Below are 19,012 nucleotides of genomic sequence, written 5' to 3'. Positions count from 1 at the left end.
CTAATCGCGAGACGGGGATTCTTCACTCGTTGACTCGACTTGCTGAACCTGACCGGAATCAAGAACAGTAGAGGCCAAATCTCCTAAAGCGTTCGGATCAATGATCCAGGTTCCGGTGTGCCCCACCGTACCCAAGGCTCTATTAAGAATGTTGACTGCGGCGTTGTGGTCGCGATCTAACCTACAACCACATTTACAGATATGAGTTCTGGTTGATAGTGACTTCTTCACTACCTCGCCGCATTCAGAGCAATTCTGGCTTGTATAGGCAGGATTTACTGCAACAGTAACCCTGCCAAATTTAGTTCCAAAATGCTCTAACCATTTCCTGAATTGATACCAACCTGCGTCATTGATAGACTTAGCAAGACAATGATTTTTTACCAGATTCTTGACTCTCAAGTCTTGCCTTACGGCACGCTGCGCGAACGTAGGCGACCAAGTCGTTAGATTGGATTACGCAACGTGCCAGTCTCTTGGCATGTTCTATGCGCTTCGCGCAGGCTTCGCCAACACGCTGCCTACTTATTTTGAGGTGTTGCCTGCCTAATCTATTAATGGCTTTTTTACGGTTGGCCGAGCCTTTTTTCTTTCGAGAAACTCGACGTTGATAAAACTTCAAACGTTTTTCCCCGGCTCTATAGAAACGGGGATTAGGTTCAGTTTTACCTCTGGAGTCGGTGTAGAATTCTTTCAACCCTACATCTAGTCCCACAGTTGCGTCAGCAGGTTTTAATTGTTCTTTTACATCAACAGAGATGCACAACTGAACATAGTAACCATCAGCCCTCTTTACTATGCGAACTCGCTTAACTTGCTTCTTATCGAAACGCCACAAGTCCCATGTACCCTTGAGTTTTAGCTTTCCAATTCCTTTTTTATCGCTAAAAGTGATCGATTTTTTATCAGGAGACAACTTCCATCCTGACTGCTTGTATTCGACCGATCTGCAATGTTTTTGAAATTTAGGGAAACCTTTCTTCCCAGGTACTTTCTTTTTGCAATTTTCAAAGAAACGAGCGATTGATGACCATGCTCGTTCAGCCGCAGCCTGTCGAGCAGTTGAGTTCAGTTCATTAGCAAAAGAAAAATTCTTAGCCAAGGTTTTACAGTACTTATTTAAATCGTACTTATTCAACCCTTTGTTGTCCATCCATAGACGAAGACAACTGTTTCGCACAAATTTAGTAGTCCGAATAGCTTCGTCTATAGATTGATACTGTGTTTTCTTGCCGTATGCTTTGAACTCAAGTATTATCATCAGAATTCGACCTCTTCTGTTATATGATTAGGCTAACACACCTAGCACAAAATTAAAAATATTTTGCCTATATTTTTCTCACGGCGACTAAACTCGCTAGTCACTTTCATCTCCCCTTTAAAGAGACGGAGTTTTCAGTGTTGGGTTTTCTAATAAACAAGTTTGGGATTTGATGGAATAGCAATGCATCGCTTTTTCACCATTATTACCAAATTTGCTTATCCTGTGTAAGTATGATTAACTAAGGTTGAAGTTTTCCACAAGAAGCGTGTAATTCTCAACCCACCCTACTGGCGTGGCAAGCCTTAAATGTTGCATTAGAAACAGATGGGGTAGTGTGGGGGGTGTGGGAGGTGTGGGAGGTGTGGGGCGGGGGCGCGGGAATATGGGGAGCAAAAATCTATTGCACTATTTTAAGCTTGCCACGCCACTACAAAGGACGCTTATGGCGAACAACTTAACAACCTTGGCCTATTGGCCACCGGTACGCCTTCAACCGTTCAACTTTCAACTTAACAACCTTGGCCTATTGGCCACGGGTGCGCGTTCAACCCTTGAAATTAGCCCCCAATTCCCAGCCTTCCTGCCAAAGCGGGATTAATGGGTATCAGAGTTGCGACCATTAAAAATAATGCCAATAACCCCCACAATGCTCGAGTATCATCAAGTTCGGTAATTTCATTGAGGCTAGGACGCTCTAAACCCCGCTGCAAGAACAAAATCAAGATTCCCCAGTACAAAATTATGGGATTGGCTGGATTGATTAAGGCCAGAATCCCCAAAATTACTAGGGTGGCAATGGTAGCAAGTCGAGCAGTTTTGCGTCCGTAGATAGCTTGGACAATTCGCCCACCATCTAGTTGTCCTGCTGGCATTAGGTTCAAGGCTGTTATGGTTAAACCTAGCCAACCGACAATGGTCAGAGGGTGAACATCCACTAAAGGCTCTTGGAGAGCACTACCGAGCACTAACTTTGCCAGCCCTCCGACTAAAATTGACTCTTGGAAGAATTCCGCTGGCACCTGAAAGGCACTGCCTTGATGAGAAAGGACTAATCCCGCCATCAGCATCAGTAGAGAGACTATACCACCTACTGCTGGTCCGGCTATAGAAATATCAAATAATACTTTTCGATTGGGTAATAATGATTCGAAGCGAACCATAGCACCAAATGAGCCGATTTGCAAGCTGGGAAGGAAAAAGGGTAGGCTGAGGCGAACCTCGTGACTTTTGGCTTGCCACCAGTGACCGAGTTCATGGGTAATTAGAACTATCCAAATTCCGATGGTAATCGGTAAGGCTTCCCGAAACCGTTGGGGTTCACTGAATAAATCAAAGTCAAGCAGTAACCCAGATACTTCTAAAGTGGTGAAAAATGTAGCAATGAGCAGGACAAGGGCCAAGATTTTCTGGGGAACTGTAGTGGTTCGTGGGTCATTGGTACTGGGCAAGACAATGACAACTGGTTTCCCTTCTGGACTATCGACTAAAAATAGCCGATAGCGATCGCTTAATTTTTCCTTTAGATTAGCTGACAAACGAGAATGTACAACTTCTGCATCGTTTCCCCGCAGATTGCCTGTAAAAATTGCTCCTTCCTGATATTTTATAGTTTCCGTCGCAAAGAAGGTATCAATCCCAAAAATCTCTTTAATCAGTTGTAGGTCTTCATCAGGAATTGTAGCTACTCCGATCCTGGTAGTATTCGGACCCTCGGATACGGCAGTTAAATTGTTGTAAGTTGCAGTATCTTGCTCCTCAGACTTTTGGGCATCTTTGCTTTGTTGTTGATCCTCGAACAGTTTGGTGGCACGCTCCCGCCAAACCTCATCTTGACCTGCTGCACGTAAGAGCCTGCCCAAGTAGATGTATATGCCGGTGGAAGCGAGTAGCAGAAATAGGATCCCAACGATATTCAGGTAAATTCCGATGCTGACTAAGCCAAAGAATAATAGCCAGGGCAGTGTCAAGACTACTGACTGTAACCAGGCTAAAATTCCCAGCTTGCCGTAAGAACGAGCGCGGTTATAGCCCCAACCTAGAACACCAAGGGCTACGAGTATGATTACCAAAGTGACAGTAGTCTCTGATCCGTTAAACATTTTCTATCGTTGGTTATTAATCATTGGTCTTTGGTCATTAGTCAGTGGTGATTCATCAATATCTATTGATGAATCACCACTGACCACTAATACCTGACCACTAACTAGTTCCTTCCTCCTGAGTAGGGTGGGTTAATAACGCACCTTAGAGATCTAGTTCCTGGCTAAGTCCTGGTCTTTTTACTATATACCTTGAGCGGTCAGCTTTCAGCGGTCAGCTTTCAGCCCTGAGCCTGTAGCCCCTTAGGGTACTTTCCTTATTTGTTTTAGGGAGCTGGGAGTAGGGAGCTAAGGCCGTGGGCCACGCTTTCGCCAAAGCCGACGCTGCGCGAACGGGAACGGACCAAGTAATAAAATTTAGATGTACCTCACCCTTACTAGGAAACGCTATAGCCCTCAATTCATTTTCAATTCAATTTTGATGGAGTACTAGTTTGTTTCCAACTTTGGAGAGCGGCTCTGAGATCACTTTGGTTTTGCTGTAGGAAGCTGGCTCCCTCTACCTGGTCTAATCCTGTCCAGTACATTAGTAGCGCTAGTTTTACCTGCCTTCCACTGCGCTCTAGTAAGTGAGCGCAGTCTTCTCGGCTGAGGTTGGTCAGGTCTTTGAGGATACGCAGGGCTCGGTCATGAAGTTTCTTGTTGGTCACTGCCACATCTACCATGCGATTGCCGTAGACTTTGCCAAGCTTTACCATGGCTCCAGTGGAAAGGATATTCAAGGCCATTTTAGTGACAGTACCGGCTTTGAGGCGAGTAGAGCCAGCTAGGATTTCCGGACCAACTAGCAGCCGAATATCGATATCAGCATCAATACTGACCTGTTCAGGGGGGACACAAGCGATCGCAATCGTGGTTGCGCCCCGCCGTCGTGCCTCTTGGAGTGCGCCATGGACAAAGGGTGTGGTACCACCTGCGGTAATGCCTACCACCACATCTAGGTCATGTACCCGGCGATGGGCGATCGCTTTTGCACCATCTTCCCGTCGGTCTTCCAAATCTTCAGAACTCCGCACCAATGCCCCTGCTCCTCCAGCAATGATCCCTTGGACTAGGTCTGGGGGTGTACAAAAGGTGGGGGGACATTCGGCAGCATCGAGGACTCCCAAGCGTCCACTGGTACCAGCCCCCACGTAGAAGAGGCATCCTCCTTGACGCAATGCCAATGCTGTGCTGTCAATGGCTTGAGCTAGCTGGCTACGAGCTGCTGCGATCGCATCTAGGGTTTTGGTATCTTCTTGATTAAACAGATCCACTAACTCTAGGGATGTCAGCTGGTCAAGGTTCTGACTATTGGGATTAATCTGTTCGGTCAGTAGATGTCCTCGTTGTTCTAAATTTTGCATTATTTAGTCATTGGTAGAAGGGTTGTTCGCGTAGCGTGGCCTTTTGGCCAAGGTTGAACGCGATGGACGAAGTCCCGCTTTGCTGCGAAGCGCGTGGCCGAAATGCCAAGGTTGAAGGTTATTTGGTTGAAGGGTTGTTCGCGTAGCTTGGCCTTTTGGCCAAGGTTGTTCGCCTTTGGCGTTCCCGTAGGGTAGGTTGTTCGGGTAGCGTGGCCGAAATGCCAAGGTTGAACCGTTGAAGGTTGAACCGTTGAAGGTTGTTTGGTTGACGGCTCAAGGTGGACAGTTAAAAAGTCTTCCTCAAATTTTTATAAGTTTACAATAAATTTTCCAACTGACGGCGAATGCGGTCTAGATCTGAGATTTCTGGTTCTTCGGTTTTCTTGACGTCAGGTTGCCAATCAGTCTTTTCTAGATTTGTTTCCGGTGGCATGGCCAACATTCCTTCAGTAACCAACTCCGAGTCATAACCAGCCGATTGGCAAAACTCCTCAATCTCTTCTAGATCGATAGCTTCTACGGTGGGTGTTGGGAAATCCTGGGCTTCGAGCAATAAAGCAAAGCGGGTAGCATCGTCTTCTTTTTCAAACATCAATACCGTTTGCTTATCGCCAATTTGGATAGTGTGAATTCCCTCGTTTTCTGTCCGGGCATTAAATAAAAGGACGTATACTTGCTTAGGTGCCATCATAAATCTTATATAACCTTAAGTAATCGTTATTTTTTCATTGTTTTTATAGGATATCTGATACCATTTTGCTTTAATGCCAGGGAGAGATAGCAGGAGGGCCAAGAGAGGCAAGAGGGGCAATAAAAAATGGTCTATTTGTAGCATTCTTTGAGCTACTTGATTAATAATTCCACTACAATGCCACTGCTAAACCATCTTAGCAGCAACTGAGCTATCACCACGCTCCGCACTTAGCACGCTCCCCACTTAGGACTGATCCACTCTCCGACTCAGTCTCAGGACTTAAAACGCTTCGCAGTCAACACCACCATATCGTGCCATAAAGGTATTGGTTGAATCTTCTTGATTGCGCAGCCAAGCCCACATTTGGTCTCCGAGGCAAAAATGCCACCACTCTCTAGGATGACACCGGAACCCAGCCGAGTACATTAAATTTTTTAACAGCTGTCGATTGTGGTGATAAGGCAAGTCTTGCTGATTGGCGTAATAATCGGGATGGGAGCGTGGTGAGACTTCATCAATCTCAGAGCCCATATCAATGGTTTCACCAGTAGCATCCACCAGGGTAATATCTAAGGCAGCACCTGTACTGTGAGGGGGTGGAGTCATGGGGTTAGAGCTGGGTACTGCCCAAAATTGATAGACTTGTTCCCAAATGGCTTGCTGTTGTTTTTCCGATAGGGTGGTTGGGTTGAGTTGTTGTGCCTGAGCTACTTGGGCAAAGGTATGGTCAACCATGAATTGTTGGACTTCCACCGGTCGATAGCCATCAAAAATCTGGATGCGCCAACCTGGATGCTGCTGTTGGAGTTGGCTTTGAGCCATCATTAGTGCTTCGATCACACTCTGGCGCAGATAATAAGGAGAAGCCTTACCATAAGGTGCCCCCAGTTTTTGGTAGGGGTGAGGGGTACGAGCGGCAAATTGTTCTAAGGGAATGGGGATGAGGGGTTCTCCACACTCTACAATTGGGATTTGCTGATAAGATTTCATAAGTTATAGCAGTTCTCAATTGGTTGAAGTACTTACTAGGAGTGGGTTGCGCGGGAGTAGGGAGTAGGGAGTAGGGAGTAGGGAGTAGGGAAGAAAGAAAGGGTAAAAAATTATGTTTACCTCATTACTCTCATTACTATGAGAACCGGTATAGTTTTTCTTTTGGGAATTTTTTGAGTTATAAAACAAAAGCGTTGATCAGCTCGAAGCATATCTTTTGGCAAAATTAGAAAATCTTTAAAGTCTTTGAACGGTAACATTTTTAACTAATAAAACAATCAAACTAAAAAAACTCTTGCCTCTTGCCTCTTGCCTCTTGCCTCTTGCCTCTTGCCTCTTGCCTCTTGCCTCTTGCCTCTTGCCTCTTGCCTCTTGCCTCTTGCCTCTTGCCTCTTGCATGATCTAACTACTTTTTTACCATACTCAAACCACAAGAGCCACTACTTATTCCCCGTTCCCTGTTCCCTGTTCCCTGTTCTCTGTTTCCTGTTCCCTGTTCCGAAGTTCAACACTTCTAGATTTATCCCTATTACCATTAGGATAAACGTCAGGCACGGGATCATAACCCCCTGGATAGAGAGGATGACACCGTAGAATACGGCGAATTCCTAGCCAACCCCCCCGACAGACACCAAAGCGCTCAATCGCTTGGATAGCATACTGGGAACAGGTTGGTCGAAAGCGACAGACTGGGGGAAATAGGGGCGAAATAAAAGCTCGATAGCCTCGAATTAGCCAAATCAGTAAAAGTTTCATGTAATGGTCACCCCATCTAATACAGTAATAAATAGGTCTTAAAGTATGCTGCCATCAAATCCTTGTTTAATTCTGTACCCTGGATAGAATCAATCCCAACCCTATGGCTGCAAATTGCGCTGATTGCTGTCGGTCTCGGTGCGATTGTGCTGCTGGCGGAAACGCTACATCAGCGCACCGCCAGGGATTCAGAAATTACCCGTAAAATTGTTCACATTGGCACGGGTAACGTGATTTTAGTGGCTTGGTGGCTACAAATACCTGGCTGGGTAGGTATCTTGGCATCAGTTATCGCTGGTGCGATCGCTCTTTTGTCCTATTACATTCCTATTTTGCCTGGTATTAACAGCGTTGGGCGCAAAAGCCTAGGCACTTTCTTCTATGCTGTCAGTATTGGTGTCGTGATTGCCTGGTTTTGGCCCTTACAACAATTCCAGTATGCCGCTATTGGTATTTTAGTGATGGCATGGGGAGATGGACTGGCAGGACTGATTGGTCAGAAATTTGGCCAACATCCCTATCAGGCTTGGGGGATGCAAAAAAGCTGGGAAGGTTCTCTGACCATGGCGGTAACTAGCTATGTAGTCAGTAGCCTGATCCTTTTCGCTGTTCAAGGTAATGTCTGGCAAACCTGGTTGATGTCAATTGCGATCGCATTCTTTGCCACAGTCTTAGAAGCCTTCTCCAAGTTCGGTATTGATAATCTCACAGTTCCTATCGGTAGTGCAGCAGTAGGGTTCTTTTTAAGTCAAATCCTCAGCTTGGGTTAAAGGGTTCTTGGAATAGCTCAGTTTATGAGCTTGTGCTTGAAAGTAGATATTAAAATAAGAATAAATCCAACCTTGATAGTAAGAGATAATTGATTCAATGTTACAGTTTTACAATAATCCCATGTCCAACAATGCCCGACGGGTATGGATTGCTTTATTAGAAAAAAAGATTGATTTTGAGCCTGTTGAAATAAAATTAGATGGAGATCAATTTACGCCAGAATTTATTGAAATCAATCCTTTTCATCACGTTCCAGTCCTAATCGATGATGGATTTAAAGTGATAGAATCCTTAGCCATCTTAGATTATTTAGAAGCTAAATATCCAACTCCTGCTCTCATGCCCACTGACCCCCAAGCTATTGCTACAGTGAGGATGATAGAACTGGTCAACGTCAATGAGCTAGCTCCTGCTATCGTAACCTGTATGCGCCATAAATTGGAGATTGAAGTAGAAGCAAAAAAATTAGAACAAGCTCAAAAACAAGTTGCCACAGTGATGAAATTTTATAACGAAAAATTGGGCGATAAAAACTACTTTGTAGAAGGGCAATTTACCTTAGCCGATATTGTCGCCGGTTTGTCCGTCTATTTTCTCAGCAAGATCGGCGTTTCTTTAGCTGACTATCCCTCAGTCCAAAATTGGCAAACAGCTTTACAGCAACGGGAAAGTTGGCAGCAAGTTCAACCAACACCAGAGCAGTTTGAAATCTTTAAAGCAAAGGTGAAAGCAATTTTGTCACGGTAAACCACTAGAAAATTGGCAACGTCTGAGTTAATGGGAGTCGGGAGTAGGGAGTAGGGAGTAGGGAGTTATCAGAACCGCTACATTACCACATGACCTGGATCACAGTGTTCGCTCCCAGCTTAAATCATCCCGCCAATAGGCAACCCCACATTAGCTTTAGGGACCCACGGCGTGGGTCCCTAAGGGTGTTGTCTATGCCAGCAAGAACCGCTATAATTCAGGGTTCAAAATATAGCTAAAATCGAAGAATTTACCAAGATGCTTCTTTCTGCTCAAAGGGATCACCGCTAAAGGGTTGAACACCAATAGCAGGATAAATGTCATCATTAGGTCCAAAAATCCTAGCTACCGCTTCAGAAAGATATTGAATACTGCTTTCCAATAGTTTGTAAAAACCCATAAAATTGCTCTCCTGAATTAGTTGAGTTAGAGTTGAAAACAGCAGTGGTTATAATTAGCGCGAGCGTTTACCTTTTCTGGTGGTTCACGATTACTGTCCCGCTGTCCTCAAATGGCTGTCCTCAAATCATTGATTCTTAACTGTGACTACAGACTGAAAGATGTTTCTTTCTGCCTGTACTTATATCTTATCGAGGATTATCGATTCAGTGCCAGGATTAGTAATATTTGTTTGGTAATATTTGCAATACTTTGATCAAGCTTAACTAATCACTAAGATTTGTTTGGTAATTTTGAGAGGCTTGTTAACAAATCTGTACCTATTTAAACTTTCTTTACCTTATGTTAAACATTACTCTTCACACAGTACTACCATGAATTATAAAGACCAGGAATTAATACCTACGGCTAAGGATTATAGCTTATTAACTGACCTGTATCAGCTGACCATGACAGCCTGTTATACCGGTGAAGGCTTAGCCCAAAAACCAGCCTCCTTTGAACTATTTGCCCGACGTTTACCTAATGGCTTTGGTTACTTGATTGCTATGGGACTCGCTCAGGTACTCGACTACCTGGAGCAGTTTCGCTTTAGTCCCCAGGCACTGGAGCGATTACAACAAACAGACATTTTTCAGGGAGCACCGGAACAGTTTTGGTCACTCTTAGCAGAAGGAAGCTTCACCGGTGATGTCTGGGCAGTGCCCGAGGGAACAGCAATGTTTGCTAATGAACCGTTTTTGCGGGTGGATGCTCCTCTGTGGCAAGCACAGATAGTAGAAACTTACCTACTCAATACAATTAACTATCAGACCTTAATTGCCACTAAGGCAGCACGGCTAAGAGATGTGGTGGGGGCCGAGGCTACCTTACTAGAGTTTGGCACTCGACGGGCCTTTAGTCCTCAGGCATCCCTGTGGGCAGCACGAGCAGCTATAGCAGCTGGATTGGATGGCACATCTAATGTATTAGCAGCCCTTAAATTAGGATGTCAGCCTCAAGGAACCATGGCTCATGCTTTGGTCATGGCGATCACAGCAGTATCTGGCAGTGAGCAGGATGCCTTTACGGCCTTTTATCGCTATTTTCCCAATGCTCCCTTATTAATAGATACCTATGATACTGTAGCAGCCGCTAAGAGTCTGGCTCAACGAATCGCAGCTGGGGAAATCCAAGTGACTGGAGTACGTTTGGATTCTGGGGATTTAGTGACCTTGTCCCAAAAGGTGCGATCGCATTTACCCAATGTCGCAATTTTTGCCAGTGGGGATTTAGACGAGTATGAAATAGCCAAACTCAAACAGGCTGGTGCTTGTATCGACGGTTATGGACTTGGAACTCGGCTAGTCACTGGAAACCCAGTCAATGGAGTCTACAAATTAGTAGACATTGATGGCATTCCCACCATGAAACAGTCCAGTAGCAAAATCACCTATCCAGGACGCAAGCAAATCTATCGCCAATTTCACCAAGATACAGTTATCAAAGACCGGCTAGGATTGATGGCTGAATCCTGCCAAGATCATGAACAACCTCTGCTGCAACAAGTCATGAAACAAGGTCAACGACTCAAGCCACCAGAATCCTTAGACACCATCCAAAAACGCACAGCTGCCTCTGTTGCCAGTCTTACCACTTCAACCCGACAACTTCATCAGCCAACCCCACTACCTGTAGAAATTTCTGATTGCCTACAACAACTAACCATAGCTACCTCCAAAGGGTAAGCTTACACATTAATCAATAACTTAGATTGAATGCCAACTGCTCTATTCCCTACTCCCTGCTCCCTACTCCCTACTCCCTAAAAAACCAGAAATATGTACTTAATCAAGTCGCAAACCGCTATAACAAATTGCTACAAATACCGCCAGCACAGAAGAGACGTGTAAACTACCAAAATCACTGGAAACGCCACTCTTCCAAACTCCATTAATTTGCTAATCTTGATTTTACCAGACTGAAACCCCTCACTATTCCCAATCACCACCATCAACAACTGTAAGCCATTGAGTACATAAACGATAAAAAAGGCATAGTCGAGAGCCACTACATAGCCAACCCCCTCCGGTAGTCCTTCTATCAAGCTCAAATGGTAAAAGACAATCGCTAGTAGCAAGCCACTTACTGCTTCTACGGACATGTGATCGAAAGGGAGAAACATGAACAGGTATCCCACCACCACAAAAAACAGTAGAGGCAATAGATTCTTGATACTGAAACTGACTAAATCCCGCTTGATTTTAATAACCACATTGAATCGGGAATATTCGATATCTGAATCTGTGTCGATAAATCGTCGATTGCCCAAGGTGGAATCGTTAATCACCGTATCCTGGAAAAAGGTAGCATTCTCAACACTCCAATCGGTAATCTGCTGAAACACTTTAGCTCTCTCCCAATTTTTGAGAACTTCTTCTGTAGTGGTATCTCGCATTCCCACGAAGTCCACTACATAAATTAGCTTGTCCCGGGTTAGGTTGAGATGTCGAAATCTGGCTGATAGAGTCTGATGGTCAAACGGGTAATCGTGAAAATCAAACTTTTCATGAAAATCGCCTTTAACCCGGTAGACTTTATAATTAATCCCATCATTTAAATCTGTATCTATCGGTTCCTTTAAGGTCAATTTTTCTCCTGAATCTAGCCGCTCAATGCCATAATTTGTGAACTCGATTTGGTCTGCTGGAATATCGCCTTGGTACCTAAACCAAATGTAAAAATCCACCAAATAGGAGGACGTTTTTTCATCTATGTGACTAATTTCATTGATATCCATCCCGGTGTAAACGATATGGGTTTTTACCATATAGTTATTACCAACCTTTACAATTTCACCACTGTCGAGCTGTTCCTCCAGATTAGCAACAGCCCGTAAGTCCGGGATTATTTGCAGCTGGCTAAACGCTGAAATAAAATTTCTTCTATCAAAAATACCCACAAAAACTGGTGCTACTGCATTGCCGTAATAGTCAAAATAAATATTTCTGGTTGCCCCCTTGAAAGCCGTTTCCTGGCTATTAATAGTTGCTAAGCTTTCTTTGAGCATCAAACGGTCTTTCGGTAAATCGTCCCAGGTAATATCAGAGCGTTTAATTCCCTCAACAATGGCTTTTGCCGCATCATAATAGCAAGTCGCCACCCATCCCGGCGCTTGTTTGTACTGCTTTTCAAATTCGTTTCTGAACTGTTGACCGCTATCATCAGAAATATCAAAAATAATCGGAGCTATGGCATAAATTCCATTGGTAAAGAAGCCTGGTTCATTCCTCTCCTCTGGGGAGTCTTCAAACCTTTGCCCCAGCGATATTTCCGCTAAAGAGTCACCGCCAAAAATGGGGAAATCCATCCCAGAACTCTTCATTTTGGCAATTAATCCAGCCACTTGATTGCGATTCGCTGTCATCACAATCACTCCTGGGTCTTTCCCGCTATTTTTTAAAGCCAATAAATCTTGATAAATCGTTTCTATGGCTTGGTCTATATCATCCCCTAATACCCACTTACTGACTACTTCTCCCCCTAACTCCCGAAACGTCTCTTCAACAGTCTTCCCTAAGGTCAAGCCATAAGTGCTGGGGCTGGAAACTAGGCTAATCTTTGAAGATCCCAGAATTTTTTGGATATAATTGGCAATAAAAGTACCCTGAGCACTATTCGAAAAAATGGTGCGAAAATACCAACGGTTCGATTCGGTGACCGCATCAGCAGTAGCTGAGCCGGTCACCGCAGGAATCTTATGGTCTTGATAAACTTTGCCAGCAGCCGTAGATACGCCACTACTGTAATGACCAATCACTGCGATCGCATTTGATTGAGCAATCTTCTTCGCAACCTGGCGTGCCACATCCGGATTGCCTTGGTCATCATAAACCTCTAGCTTAAACTTTTTACCCTTAACACCGCCAGCCTTGTTAACTTGGTTAATGTAAAGTTCAGCACCGTCTACCATTGCTCTGCCTGAGCGTTGTGCTGATTCACTAGCATTGCTTAACGGAGCTGCGATCGCAATGGTTATCCTCTCTTGATATCCCTCGAAGGTATCAATTGCTACAACTGTAGCGCAGGCAAGCAGTACGATAGATACTAATACGATGGCTTTTTTTAGCATATATCACCTGATCAGTTGAATGGTCACAGATTACAGGTTACAGGTTACAGGTTACAGGTTTAACGTTACAGGTTGAAAGTTACAGGTTTAAAGTTACAGGTTGAAGGTTGAACGCGATCGCGTGGCCTTTTGGCCAAGGTTACAGGTTGAACGCGATCGCGTGGCCTTTTGGCCAAGGTTACAGGTTACAGGTTTAACGTTATAGTTTACAGGTTTAACGTTATAAAGTTGATATTTTACGTTACATGTTACATGTTACATGTTTAACGTTACAGGTTGCCAGTTATACATCCGGCTTTCAGTTCTTAAGCCTCTAATCTTCAACCATCAAACCATCAAACCTTGGCCAAAAGGCCACGCGATCGCGTTCAACCATCAAACCTTCAAGCTTAAACCATCAAACCATCAACCTTCAAGCCTAAACCATCAAACCATCAACCTTCAAGCTTAAACCATCAAACCATCAACCTTCAAGCCTAAACCATCAAACCTTGGCCAAAAGGCCACGCGATCGCGTTCAACCATCAACCATCAACCTTCAACCTTCAACCTTCAACCTTCAAACCTTGGCCAAAAGGCCACGCGATCGCGTTCAACCTTACCTGGCTTCGTGACTGGGCAATCACCCCCTTGCTGCAATGGCGGCGATTAAGCCTTTCTAAAAACCACGAATTAGAACTGTCAATAACATCATTGAAAACAGGATAAAGGCTTGTTAAAAATGACCAATAACCAATAATTAATAGACTGAAGTCTAGCCAATTCAACGTTTTTCCAATCAATCCTGTCTAAAAACAACAAACATCCCTTAGGTATTTTATACTCAACTATGTGGCAATTTTATCAAAAATTTTGTCATTTTATTCTCTCTATTTATGTATTACTTATTTTTAATATAGAGGTTATCATATTAATGATGTATACAGGATTGTTACCCTATTCCCTATTCCCTATTCCCTATTCCCTATTCCCTATTCCCTATTCCCTATTCCCTATTTTCTGTAATAGGGCAATAGCAATTGCTTTTAGGTAAGATCCTCAGGTTGATGACTGGGACTTCCGTGCTATAAATTGGATAAACTAATAACTCGTAAGCATTCAGAGCTCAGCCCCTCAGCAGTCAGCTTTGGAAGGGTTAACTTCTGTTGCTATCATCTGAATGTGGGCTTTTCCATGTTTAAATACCTGTTTAATTCTTTCATTAAATAAAACAATACACCATTAAACCTTTTAAGCAAAGATTATGAAGCATAAGTAAAAACAGGGATTAATTATGAAATAAATGTGAAATAAATGTGAAATAAATGTGAAATAAAGCTCAAGTTATGATCTGATCTCAAGTTGTGATCAAATGGCGCAAATCGACCTAGGCGTTTCCTTTCCATGGAACACTGTCAAGAAAAACCTTGTGAAACCTTCATGAACTTATGGCTATGAGGCGGTGGATGAACCTTCCTGTAGTGGTATCAATTTAATTGTAGTTAAGAATATAATTTATATTTAATGAGTAAAGTATTCTATTATACTGAAAGGTTGAGCTGATTTGTTAAGTGAACAACATAATTATTATCTTGGCTGAAATCAGCCTGGTCATCTTAGTTTTCGGTCTAGTCAACTGGCTGGTGGGTAGACTATTCAAGCAACTGATCAGAGTTGCTTGGTTCCAAAAGGTGAACAGCAATGCTAGAAACCTCCGCCGGAACCTCCAGGCGCTGATCGTTATCTGTTGTATAGCGCTATGCCTTGTAATTGTTGGTGGCAACGGTTGGCTGATCTATCGCGGGAAAGACCTCAAGGAATACACACTCGGGTTAGTGAGCAATATTCCCAAAGGATTCTGGATAACCCTTGGCACTGGGTTAGGCAAATGCATCTGCCTTCTGATGCTAGTTGCGTTCGCCATGAAACCCTTGCAGCGTTTGCTCAACTATGGCTGCGTTCGGGCAAAGAAACTAGAACAAATCACTGCTAGTGATGAAAGCATTGAGGATTTCTTTAGTTACTTAACCAAAATCCTTAGCAGTGGACTCTGGCTGCTTTCCCTAATCTGGTGTAGCCAGTTTCTAAAAGTGCCAGAATCCATATCTAAGTATCTGTACGTTGTTCTGAACATCTATGTGATTATTGGAATCGGGTTGCTCATTCTGAGATCCATCGTGGTCATTATCGATAGCATAGACAACCTGACTGTTCAATACTCTAGCCCTGATAATATCCTGCGATTCTATAGCAATCTCAGGCATCTGATTCCTTTCTTTAAGCGGTGCCTAGAATATATAATCTATGTTACCATGGCCACCCTGGTGGTTGAGCAGGTAGAGATAATTGCTAACTTAGCCACCTATGGATCGAAAGCTGTCAAAATTATCGGTATCATCTTCCTGAGTCGTGGCTTGATCGTGATCGCCAATTTGTTCCTCGAAGAAGCACTGCTTAGGTACCCGAAGCTGACTGATGTGCAGCGAAAAAAGCGGTTAACGATTATTCCGGTACTAGAGAGTTTACTGAAGTACTTGATTTACTTCGGTTCGGGTATATTGATCCTCGATACCATAGAAATTGACGCCACCCCAATCCTAGCGGGTGCTGGCATTGTGGGGCTAGCGGTCGGTCTTGGGGCGCAGAATCTCATTAACGATATGGTTAGTGGATTCTTTATTCTCTTTGAAAACTACTACCTGGTAGGTGACTATATCCAAACAGGGGAAGCCGAGGGGATTGTGGAGGCGATTGAACTGAGAACTACCCGTATTCGACACTTCAATGGTCAAATGCATATTATTCGGAACGGGGATATTGGCTCAATTACCAACTACTCCAAGGACTATATCTATGCTGTAGTGGAAGTTGGCATAGAATATGATGCTGACCTCGATCAGGTGTACAGGGTGATCGAAAAGGTGGGACACCAGTTAAAAGAGAAGTATTCGGAGGTACTTGAACCGACCAAAGTGGATGGAATCGAGGACTTTGGGGATTTTGATCTGTCCATACGAACCATTACCAAAGTTAAACCTGGAAAGCACCGCCTGATTAAGCTAGTGCTTCGTAAAATGATCAAGGATGCCTTTGACCAGGAGGGAATTGAATTAAACGCTCAGGATCCGGTGTTTATTTTGAAACAATAGGGCTTAGGCAATGGAGGTGAGATTCCAGCAGTTGAGCAGGCAGTTGAAACTCCCGCAGTTTGAGGGGCATTGCACTTTTAGAGAGATGATTTGTGGTGGGATGGAAGAGATAGAACAGCGGTAAGAGGGATAAGTAAGCTGTCAGGCATCTATATCAAGCATATATCGGTCGTATCTACATCTAATTGATTTATAAATTGAATCGTCAAGGGGAGAGGATTGTAGAGTTTTTCCCCCTTACTCAAAAATAGACAAGTTAAATAGGCGACAGCTTAGTAGGGTGGGTTAATAACACACCCTACTCAAGGGAGTTACTAGGTAAGTCCTGATCAGTTGGAGTTCTGGGTAAATCCTATTTGAGTTGCCCCATTTCTCAGGTTCTGTCCATTGTACCTACTGTCATGCCCCCTAGTTGATTGACAAAAGTCCTTCAACTAGGGGGCTATCACCATTGGTATCAGGACTTAAGCAAATAAGCTATATATAGCTTGTAGCAGTTCAAGCGTTCGCTGAAAGCGGGACGAAGTCCATCGCATCCTGTTTCCTTTGAGTGTACCCTAAGCCGTGGCGCGTTTAAATTTTATAATTCTGAAGCTAAAACCCAACGCTAGGCTTAGATCACTTTTCACGCACTAGATGCTGAAGAGCAAACCTAATCTCAAACCCCTTTGAGCTTTTAACTAACTTTTAACTAACTATGGTCAATATTGCCCTGTTTGGTACCAGTGCAGATCCCCCAACTTGTGCTCATCAAGCCATTCTCCAGTGGCTATCCCATCACTATGACCAAGTGGTGGTTTGGGCCTCAGATAATCCATTCAAGTCTCATCAGACCACCCTCGAACAACGTTCCCACATGCTCAAGTTACTGATTGAGGAGATTGACCCGTATCAAAATCCGATCCGTGTCAGCCCCGACTTGAGTAGCCCAAGAACCTGGGAAACCATAGCACTAGTTAAACAGCGCTGGGGATTACAGGCAAACTTGACTCTGGTGATTGGTACTGATTTAATCCGTCAGATGCCCCGTTGGTATCAAATTGAACAATTGTTAAAACAAGTACAGTTGCTGGTGATACCTCGTTCAGGATATGGAGTAGATCAGGCTAGTTTAGAAAAGTTGAAGCATCTAGGAGCACAATTAGCGATCGCTAATATTACGGTACCATCAGTTTCCTCTACAGCGTATCGTGAGAATGGTGATACAACAGCACTGACTCCTCTGGTTAAGGACTATATCCATCAAGAGCAGTTGTACCAATGACCCAAAGCAGCACCAGACAGGTCAAACTACCAGCTCTAGCCAACGTCCAGGTCGGGGTTGATCATGTGATTTTTTCCGTCAATACCCAACAAAGCCGCCTTTTGGTACTCCAAGAGGAAGCCTTCCTCAGTAAATCGAGTTTACCAGGAACCTTGGTGTGGGACGGAGAATCATTAGACAATGCTGCCGATTGGCCAAGGCCAATCGGCCACGCTACGCGAATGGCCAAGCTACGCGACCGGATTTGGGCAGAGAAAATTCGAGTTAACAACGTGAACCTAGAGCAACTGTACACTTTCGGAGAACTAGGTCGTTATCAACCAAAATTGGTTAGAGTCGAGGTTACCTATAACCACCACTACGCCATGGGTTACCTATCCGTCAGTTACTTTGCCCTAGTGGGACTAGAAGAAGCTAAATTCAACACAGATGATGTCAGTGGTATTACCTGGTATTCCATCGAGCATGTGCCGCAAGTCCCCTTTGAGCATAATCCAATTTTGGACTATGGTCAAAGGCATTTGCGCAACAAATTGGCAGACAATCCTGTCGGCTTTGACGTGTTCCGAGATGTATTTACCCTCAATAATATCTATAATATTTATCAACTGTACACCACAGTTTTTTGGGAAAACGTCTCGGATTATTACAATTTTAGCCCTCGTCTTTTAAAGCTATGCTTCCTGGCGGATACTAGTTGAAAAGTATCTCATGGAGCAGGTCGTCCATGAAGTTTGTACCGCTTTGATGCGGAGGCATATGCTCGTTTAAAGGATAAACCGTTGGTATTTATGTAGCAATGAAAAAACATCTGTAATTGTGGTTCAGAAAATCCTATTCATTGAGGATGACGATTTCAATCGAGAAGTTATCACTGAATACCTTCAGTTGCAAGGGTATGACGTTTGCGCTTTACCCCATGGGTTAACCATTAAACGAGACCTCGCCGACTTTCAACCTGACTTGATTCTGCTGGATCTCAAATTACCAGAAGTTGATGGCTTTACCTTGATCGAAAAACTCAAGAAATCCCAATGGGCAACAATCCCTATAGTTATCCTTTCTGCCTACTCCTTCCCAGCAGACAAAAAGCGAGCTCTCAGACTAGGAGCTCGTCGTTATCTAGTCAAACCAGCGCTTCTCAGAGAAATAGAACAAGCCATAGAGGAAGAAATAACCAATTGATATCCAGTCCGCTTTTTTTGTCATTTGTCTTGAGAGCCACAAAGTTGAGCCACCTGCCAAAGACTGTTGTGGTATACAATACCGATGGTACCGGAGATGATATGAGTTTGAAGTTTTAGGCAGGACTTACGCAAAACTAGGCCACAAGTTCCCTTAAGTAGTAAGTAGGGTTCGTTAATAACGCACCGTACAGATAAGGTTGTTGCGTAAATCCTGTTAAGGAAATCATTGACATTAATTGTCTCATCAGTCATGGAA

The 19,012-nt window shown here is 43.8% G+C and carries 19 protein-coding genes and 2 pseudogenes; 10 read left to right on the top strand and 11 right to left on the bottom strand.

Features of this window, described 5'->3' with window-relative positions; genetic code table 11:
• Positions 1–1,261 (bottom strand): annotated as a pseudogene (locus F6J90_RS01530) (transposase).
• Between the two features lie 337 nt (positions 1,262–1,598).
• Here F6J90_RS01530 and F6J90_RS01525 point away from each other — a divergent pair.
• Positions 1,599–1,862, top strand: a complete 264-nt coding sequence (locus tag F6J90_RS01525; protein ID WP_293090770.1) for a hypothetical protein — start codon at positions 1,599–1,601, stop codon at positions 1,860–1,862.
• Here F6J90_RS01525 and F6J90_RS01520 read toward each other — a convergent pair.
• The 7 genes from F6J90_RS01520 to yidD all read right to left on the bottom strand — a co-directional run bounded on the left by F6J90_RS01520 (position 1,822) and on the right by yidD (position 7,149).
• Positions 1,822–3,363, bottom strand: a complete 1,542-nt coding sequence (locus tag F6J90_RS01520; RefSeq protein ID WP_293090769.1) for a site-2 protease family protein — start codon at positions 3,361–3,363, stop codon at positions 1,822–1,824. The two genes, F6J90_RS01525 and F6J90_RS01520, sit on opposite strands and share 41 nt — an antisense overlap.
• 407 nt (positions 3,364–3,770) lie before the next feature.
• The gene (murQ, locus tag F6J90_RS01515; RefSeq protein ID WP_293090768.1) at positions 3,771–4,709 is read right to left on the bottom strand and encodes an N-acetylmuramic acid 6-phosphate etherase; all 939 of its coding nucleotides are present in this window, start codon (positions 4,707–4,709) and stop codon (positions 3,771–3,773) included.
• A 3-nt stretch (positions 4,710–4,712) separates the two neighbouring features.
• Positions 4,713–4,934 (bottom strand): hypothetical protein, encoded by a 222-nt coding sequence (locus F6J90_RS01510; RefSeq protein WP_293090767.1) that lies wholly within the window; start codon positions 4,932–4,934, stop codon positions 4,713–4,715.
• Positions 4,935–5,025: 91 nt separating this feature from the next.
• On the bottom strand, positions 5,026–5,397 hold the full coding sequence (locus tag F6J90_RS01505; protein ID WP_366513709.1) for a DUF3110 domain-containing protein: 372 nt from the start codon (positions 5,395–5,397) through the stop codon (positions 5,026–5,028).
• A gap of 285 nt (positions 5,398–5,682) precedes the next feature.
• On the bottom strand, positions 5,683–6,393 hold the full coding sequence (locus F6J90_RS01500; protein ID WP_293090765.1) for a M15 family metallopeptidase: 711 nt from the start codon (positions 6,391–6,393) through the stop codon (positions 5,683–5,685).
• 15 nt (positions 6,394–6,408) lie between these two features.
• Positions 6,409–6,582 (bottom strand): hypothetical protein, encoded by a 174-nt coding sequence (locus tag F6J90_RS01495; RefSeq protein ID WP_293090764.1) that lies wholly within the window; start codon positions 6,580–6,582, stop codon positions 6,409–6,411.
• 255 nt (positions 6,583–6,837) lie between these two features.
• Positions 6,838–7,149 carry a membrane protein insertion efficiency factor YidD gene (gene yidD / locus F6J90_RS01490; protein WP_293090763.1) on the bottom strand — a complete coding sequence of 104 codons (312 nt, stop codon included), beginning with the start codon at positions 7,147–7,149 and terminating at the stop codon, positions 6,838–6,840.
• Positions 7,150–7,211: 62 nt separating this feature from the next.
• On the opposite strand from yidD, the gene F6J90_RS01485 reads away from it, so the two are divergent.
• A complete protein-coding gene (locus F6J90_RS01485; protein ID WP_293090762.1) occupies positions 7,212–7,919 on the top strand; it encodes a diacylglycerol/polyprenol kinase family protein in 708 nt (235 codons plus the stop codon).
• Between the two features lie 97 nt (positions 7,920–8,016).
• Positions 8,017–8,667, top strand: coding sequence for a glutathione S-transferase family protein (locus F6J90_RS01480; RefSeq protein WP_293090761.1), 651 nt, complete (start codon positions 8,017–8,019; stop codon positions 8,665–8,667).
• Between the two features lie 250 nt (positions 8,668–8,917).
• On the opposite strand, the gene F6J90_RS01475 is transcribed toward F6J90_RS01480, so the two are convergent.
• Positions 8,918–9,067 (bottom strand): hypothetical protein, encoded by a 150-nt coding sequence (locus F6J90_RS01475; RefSeq protein ID WP_198954255.1) that lies wholly within the window; start codon positions 9,065–9,067, stop codon positions 8,918–8,920.
• Between the two features lie 373 nt (positions 9,068–9,440).
• Between F6J90_RS01475 and F6J90_RS01470 the strand changes: the two genes are divergently transcribed.
• Positions 9,441–10,793 (top strand): nicotinate phosphoribosyltransferase, encoded by a 1,353-nt coding sequence (locus F6J90_RS01470; protein ID WP_293090760.1) that lies wholly within the window; start codon positions 9,441–9,443, stop codon positions 10,791–10,793.
• A gap of 131 nt (positions 10,794–10,924) precedes the next feature.
• On the opposite strand, the gene F6J90_RS01465 is transcribed toward F6J90_RS01470, so the two are convergent.
• Positions 10,925–13,177, bottom strand: coding sequence for an ABC transporter substrate-binding protein (locus tag F6J90_RS01465; RefSeq protein ID WP_293090759.1), 2,253 nt, complete (start codon positions 13,175–13,177; stop codon positions 10,925–10,927).
• Between the two features lie 259 nt (positions 13,178–13,436).
• Between F6J90_RS01465 and F6J90_RS01460 the strand changes: the two genes are divergently transcribed.
• From F6J90_RS01460 to F6J90_RS01435, 6 genes and pseudogenes are all read left to right on the top strand, one after another.
• A complete protein-coding gene (locus F6J90_RS01460; protein WP_293090758.1) occupies positions 13,437–13,628 on the top strand; it encodes a hypothetical protein in 192 nt (63 codons plus the stop codon).
• 40 nt (positions 13,629–13,668) lie between these two features.
• On the top strand, positions 13,669–13,791 hold the full coding sequence (locus F6J90_RS01455; protein ID WP_293090757.1) for a hypothetical protein: 123 nt from the start codon (positions 13,669–13,671) through the stop codon (positions 13,789–13,791).
• Positions 13,792–14,727: 936 nt separating this feature from the next.
• The gene (locus F6J90_RS01450; RefSeq protein ID WP_293090756.1) at positions 14,728–16,305 is read left to right on the top strand and encodes a mechanosensitive ion channel family protein; all 1,578 of its coding nucleotides are present in this window, start codon (positions 14,728–14,730) and stop codon (positions 16,303–16,305) included.
• A 697-nt stretch (positions 16,306–17,002) separates the two neighbouring features.
• The gene (locus F6J90_RS01445) at positions 17,003–17,569 is read left to right on the top strand and encodes a nicotinate-nucleotide adenylyltransferase (RefSeq protein ID WP_293090755.1); all 567 of its coding nucleotides are present in this window, start codon (positions 17,003–17,005) and stop codon (positions 17,567–17,569) included.
• A pseudogene (locus tag F6J90_RS01440) lies at positions 17,566–18,366 on the top strand (NUDIX hydrolase). Before F6J90_RS01445 ends, F6J90_RS01440 begins: the two are co-directional and overlap by 4 nt.
• 22 nt (positions 18,367–18,388) lie before the next feature.
• Complete coding sequence (locus F6J90_RS01435; RefSeq protein ID WP_008179375.1) at positions 18,389–18,754, top strand: response regulator; 366 nt, start codon at positions 18,389–18,391, stop codon at positions 18,752–18,754.
• 20 nt (positions 18,755–18,774) lie between these two features.
• On the opposite strand, the gene F6J90_RS01430 is transcribed toward F6J90_RS01435, so the two are convergent.
• A complete protein-coding gene (locus tag F6J90_RS01430) occupies positions 18,775–19,008 on the bottom strand; it encodes a hypothetical protein (protein ID WP_293090754.1) in 234 nt (77 codons plus the stop codon).
• Positions 19,009–19,012 lie beyond the last annotated feature (4 nt).

Origin of the sequence: Moorena sp. SIOASIH (genome assembly GCF_010671925.1) — a bacterium.
In the GTDB taxonomy this organism is placed as follows: domain Bacteria; phylum Cyanobacteriota; class Cyanobacteriia; order Cyanobacteriales; family Coleofasciculaceae; genus Moorena.
This window is presented reverse-complemented; position numbering and strand designations above follow the sequence as displayed.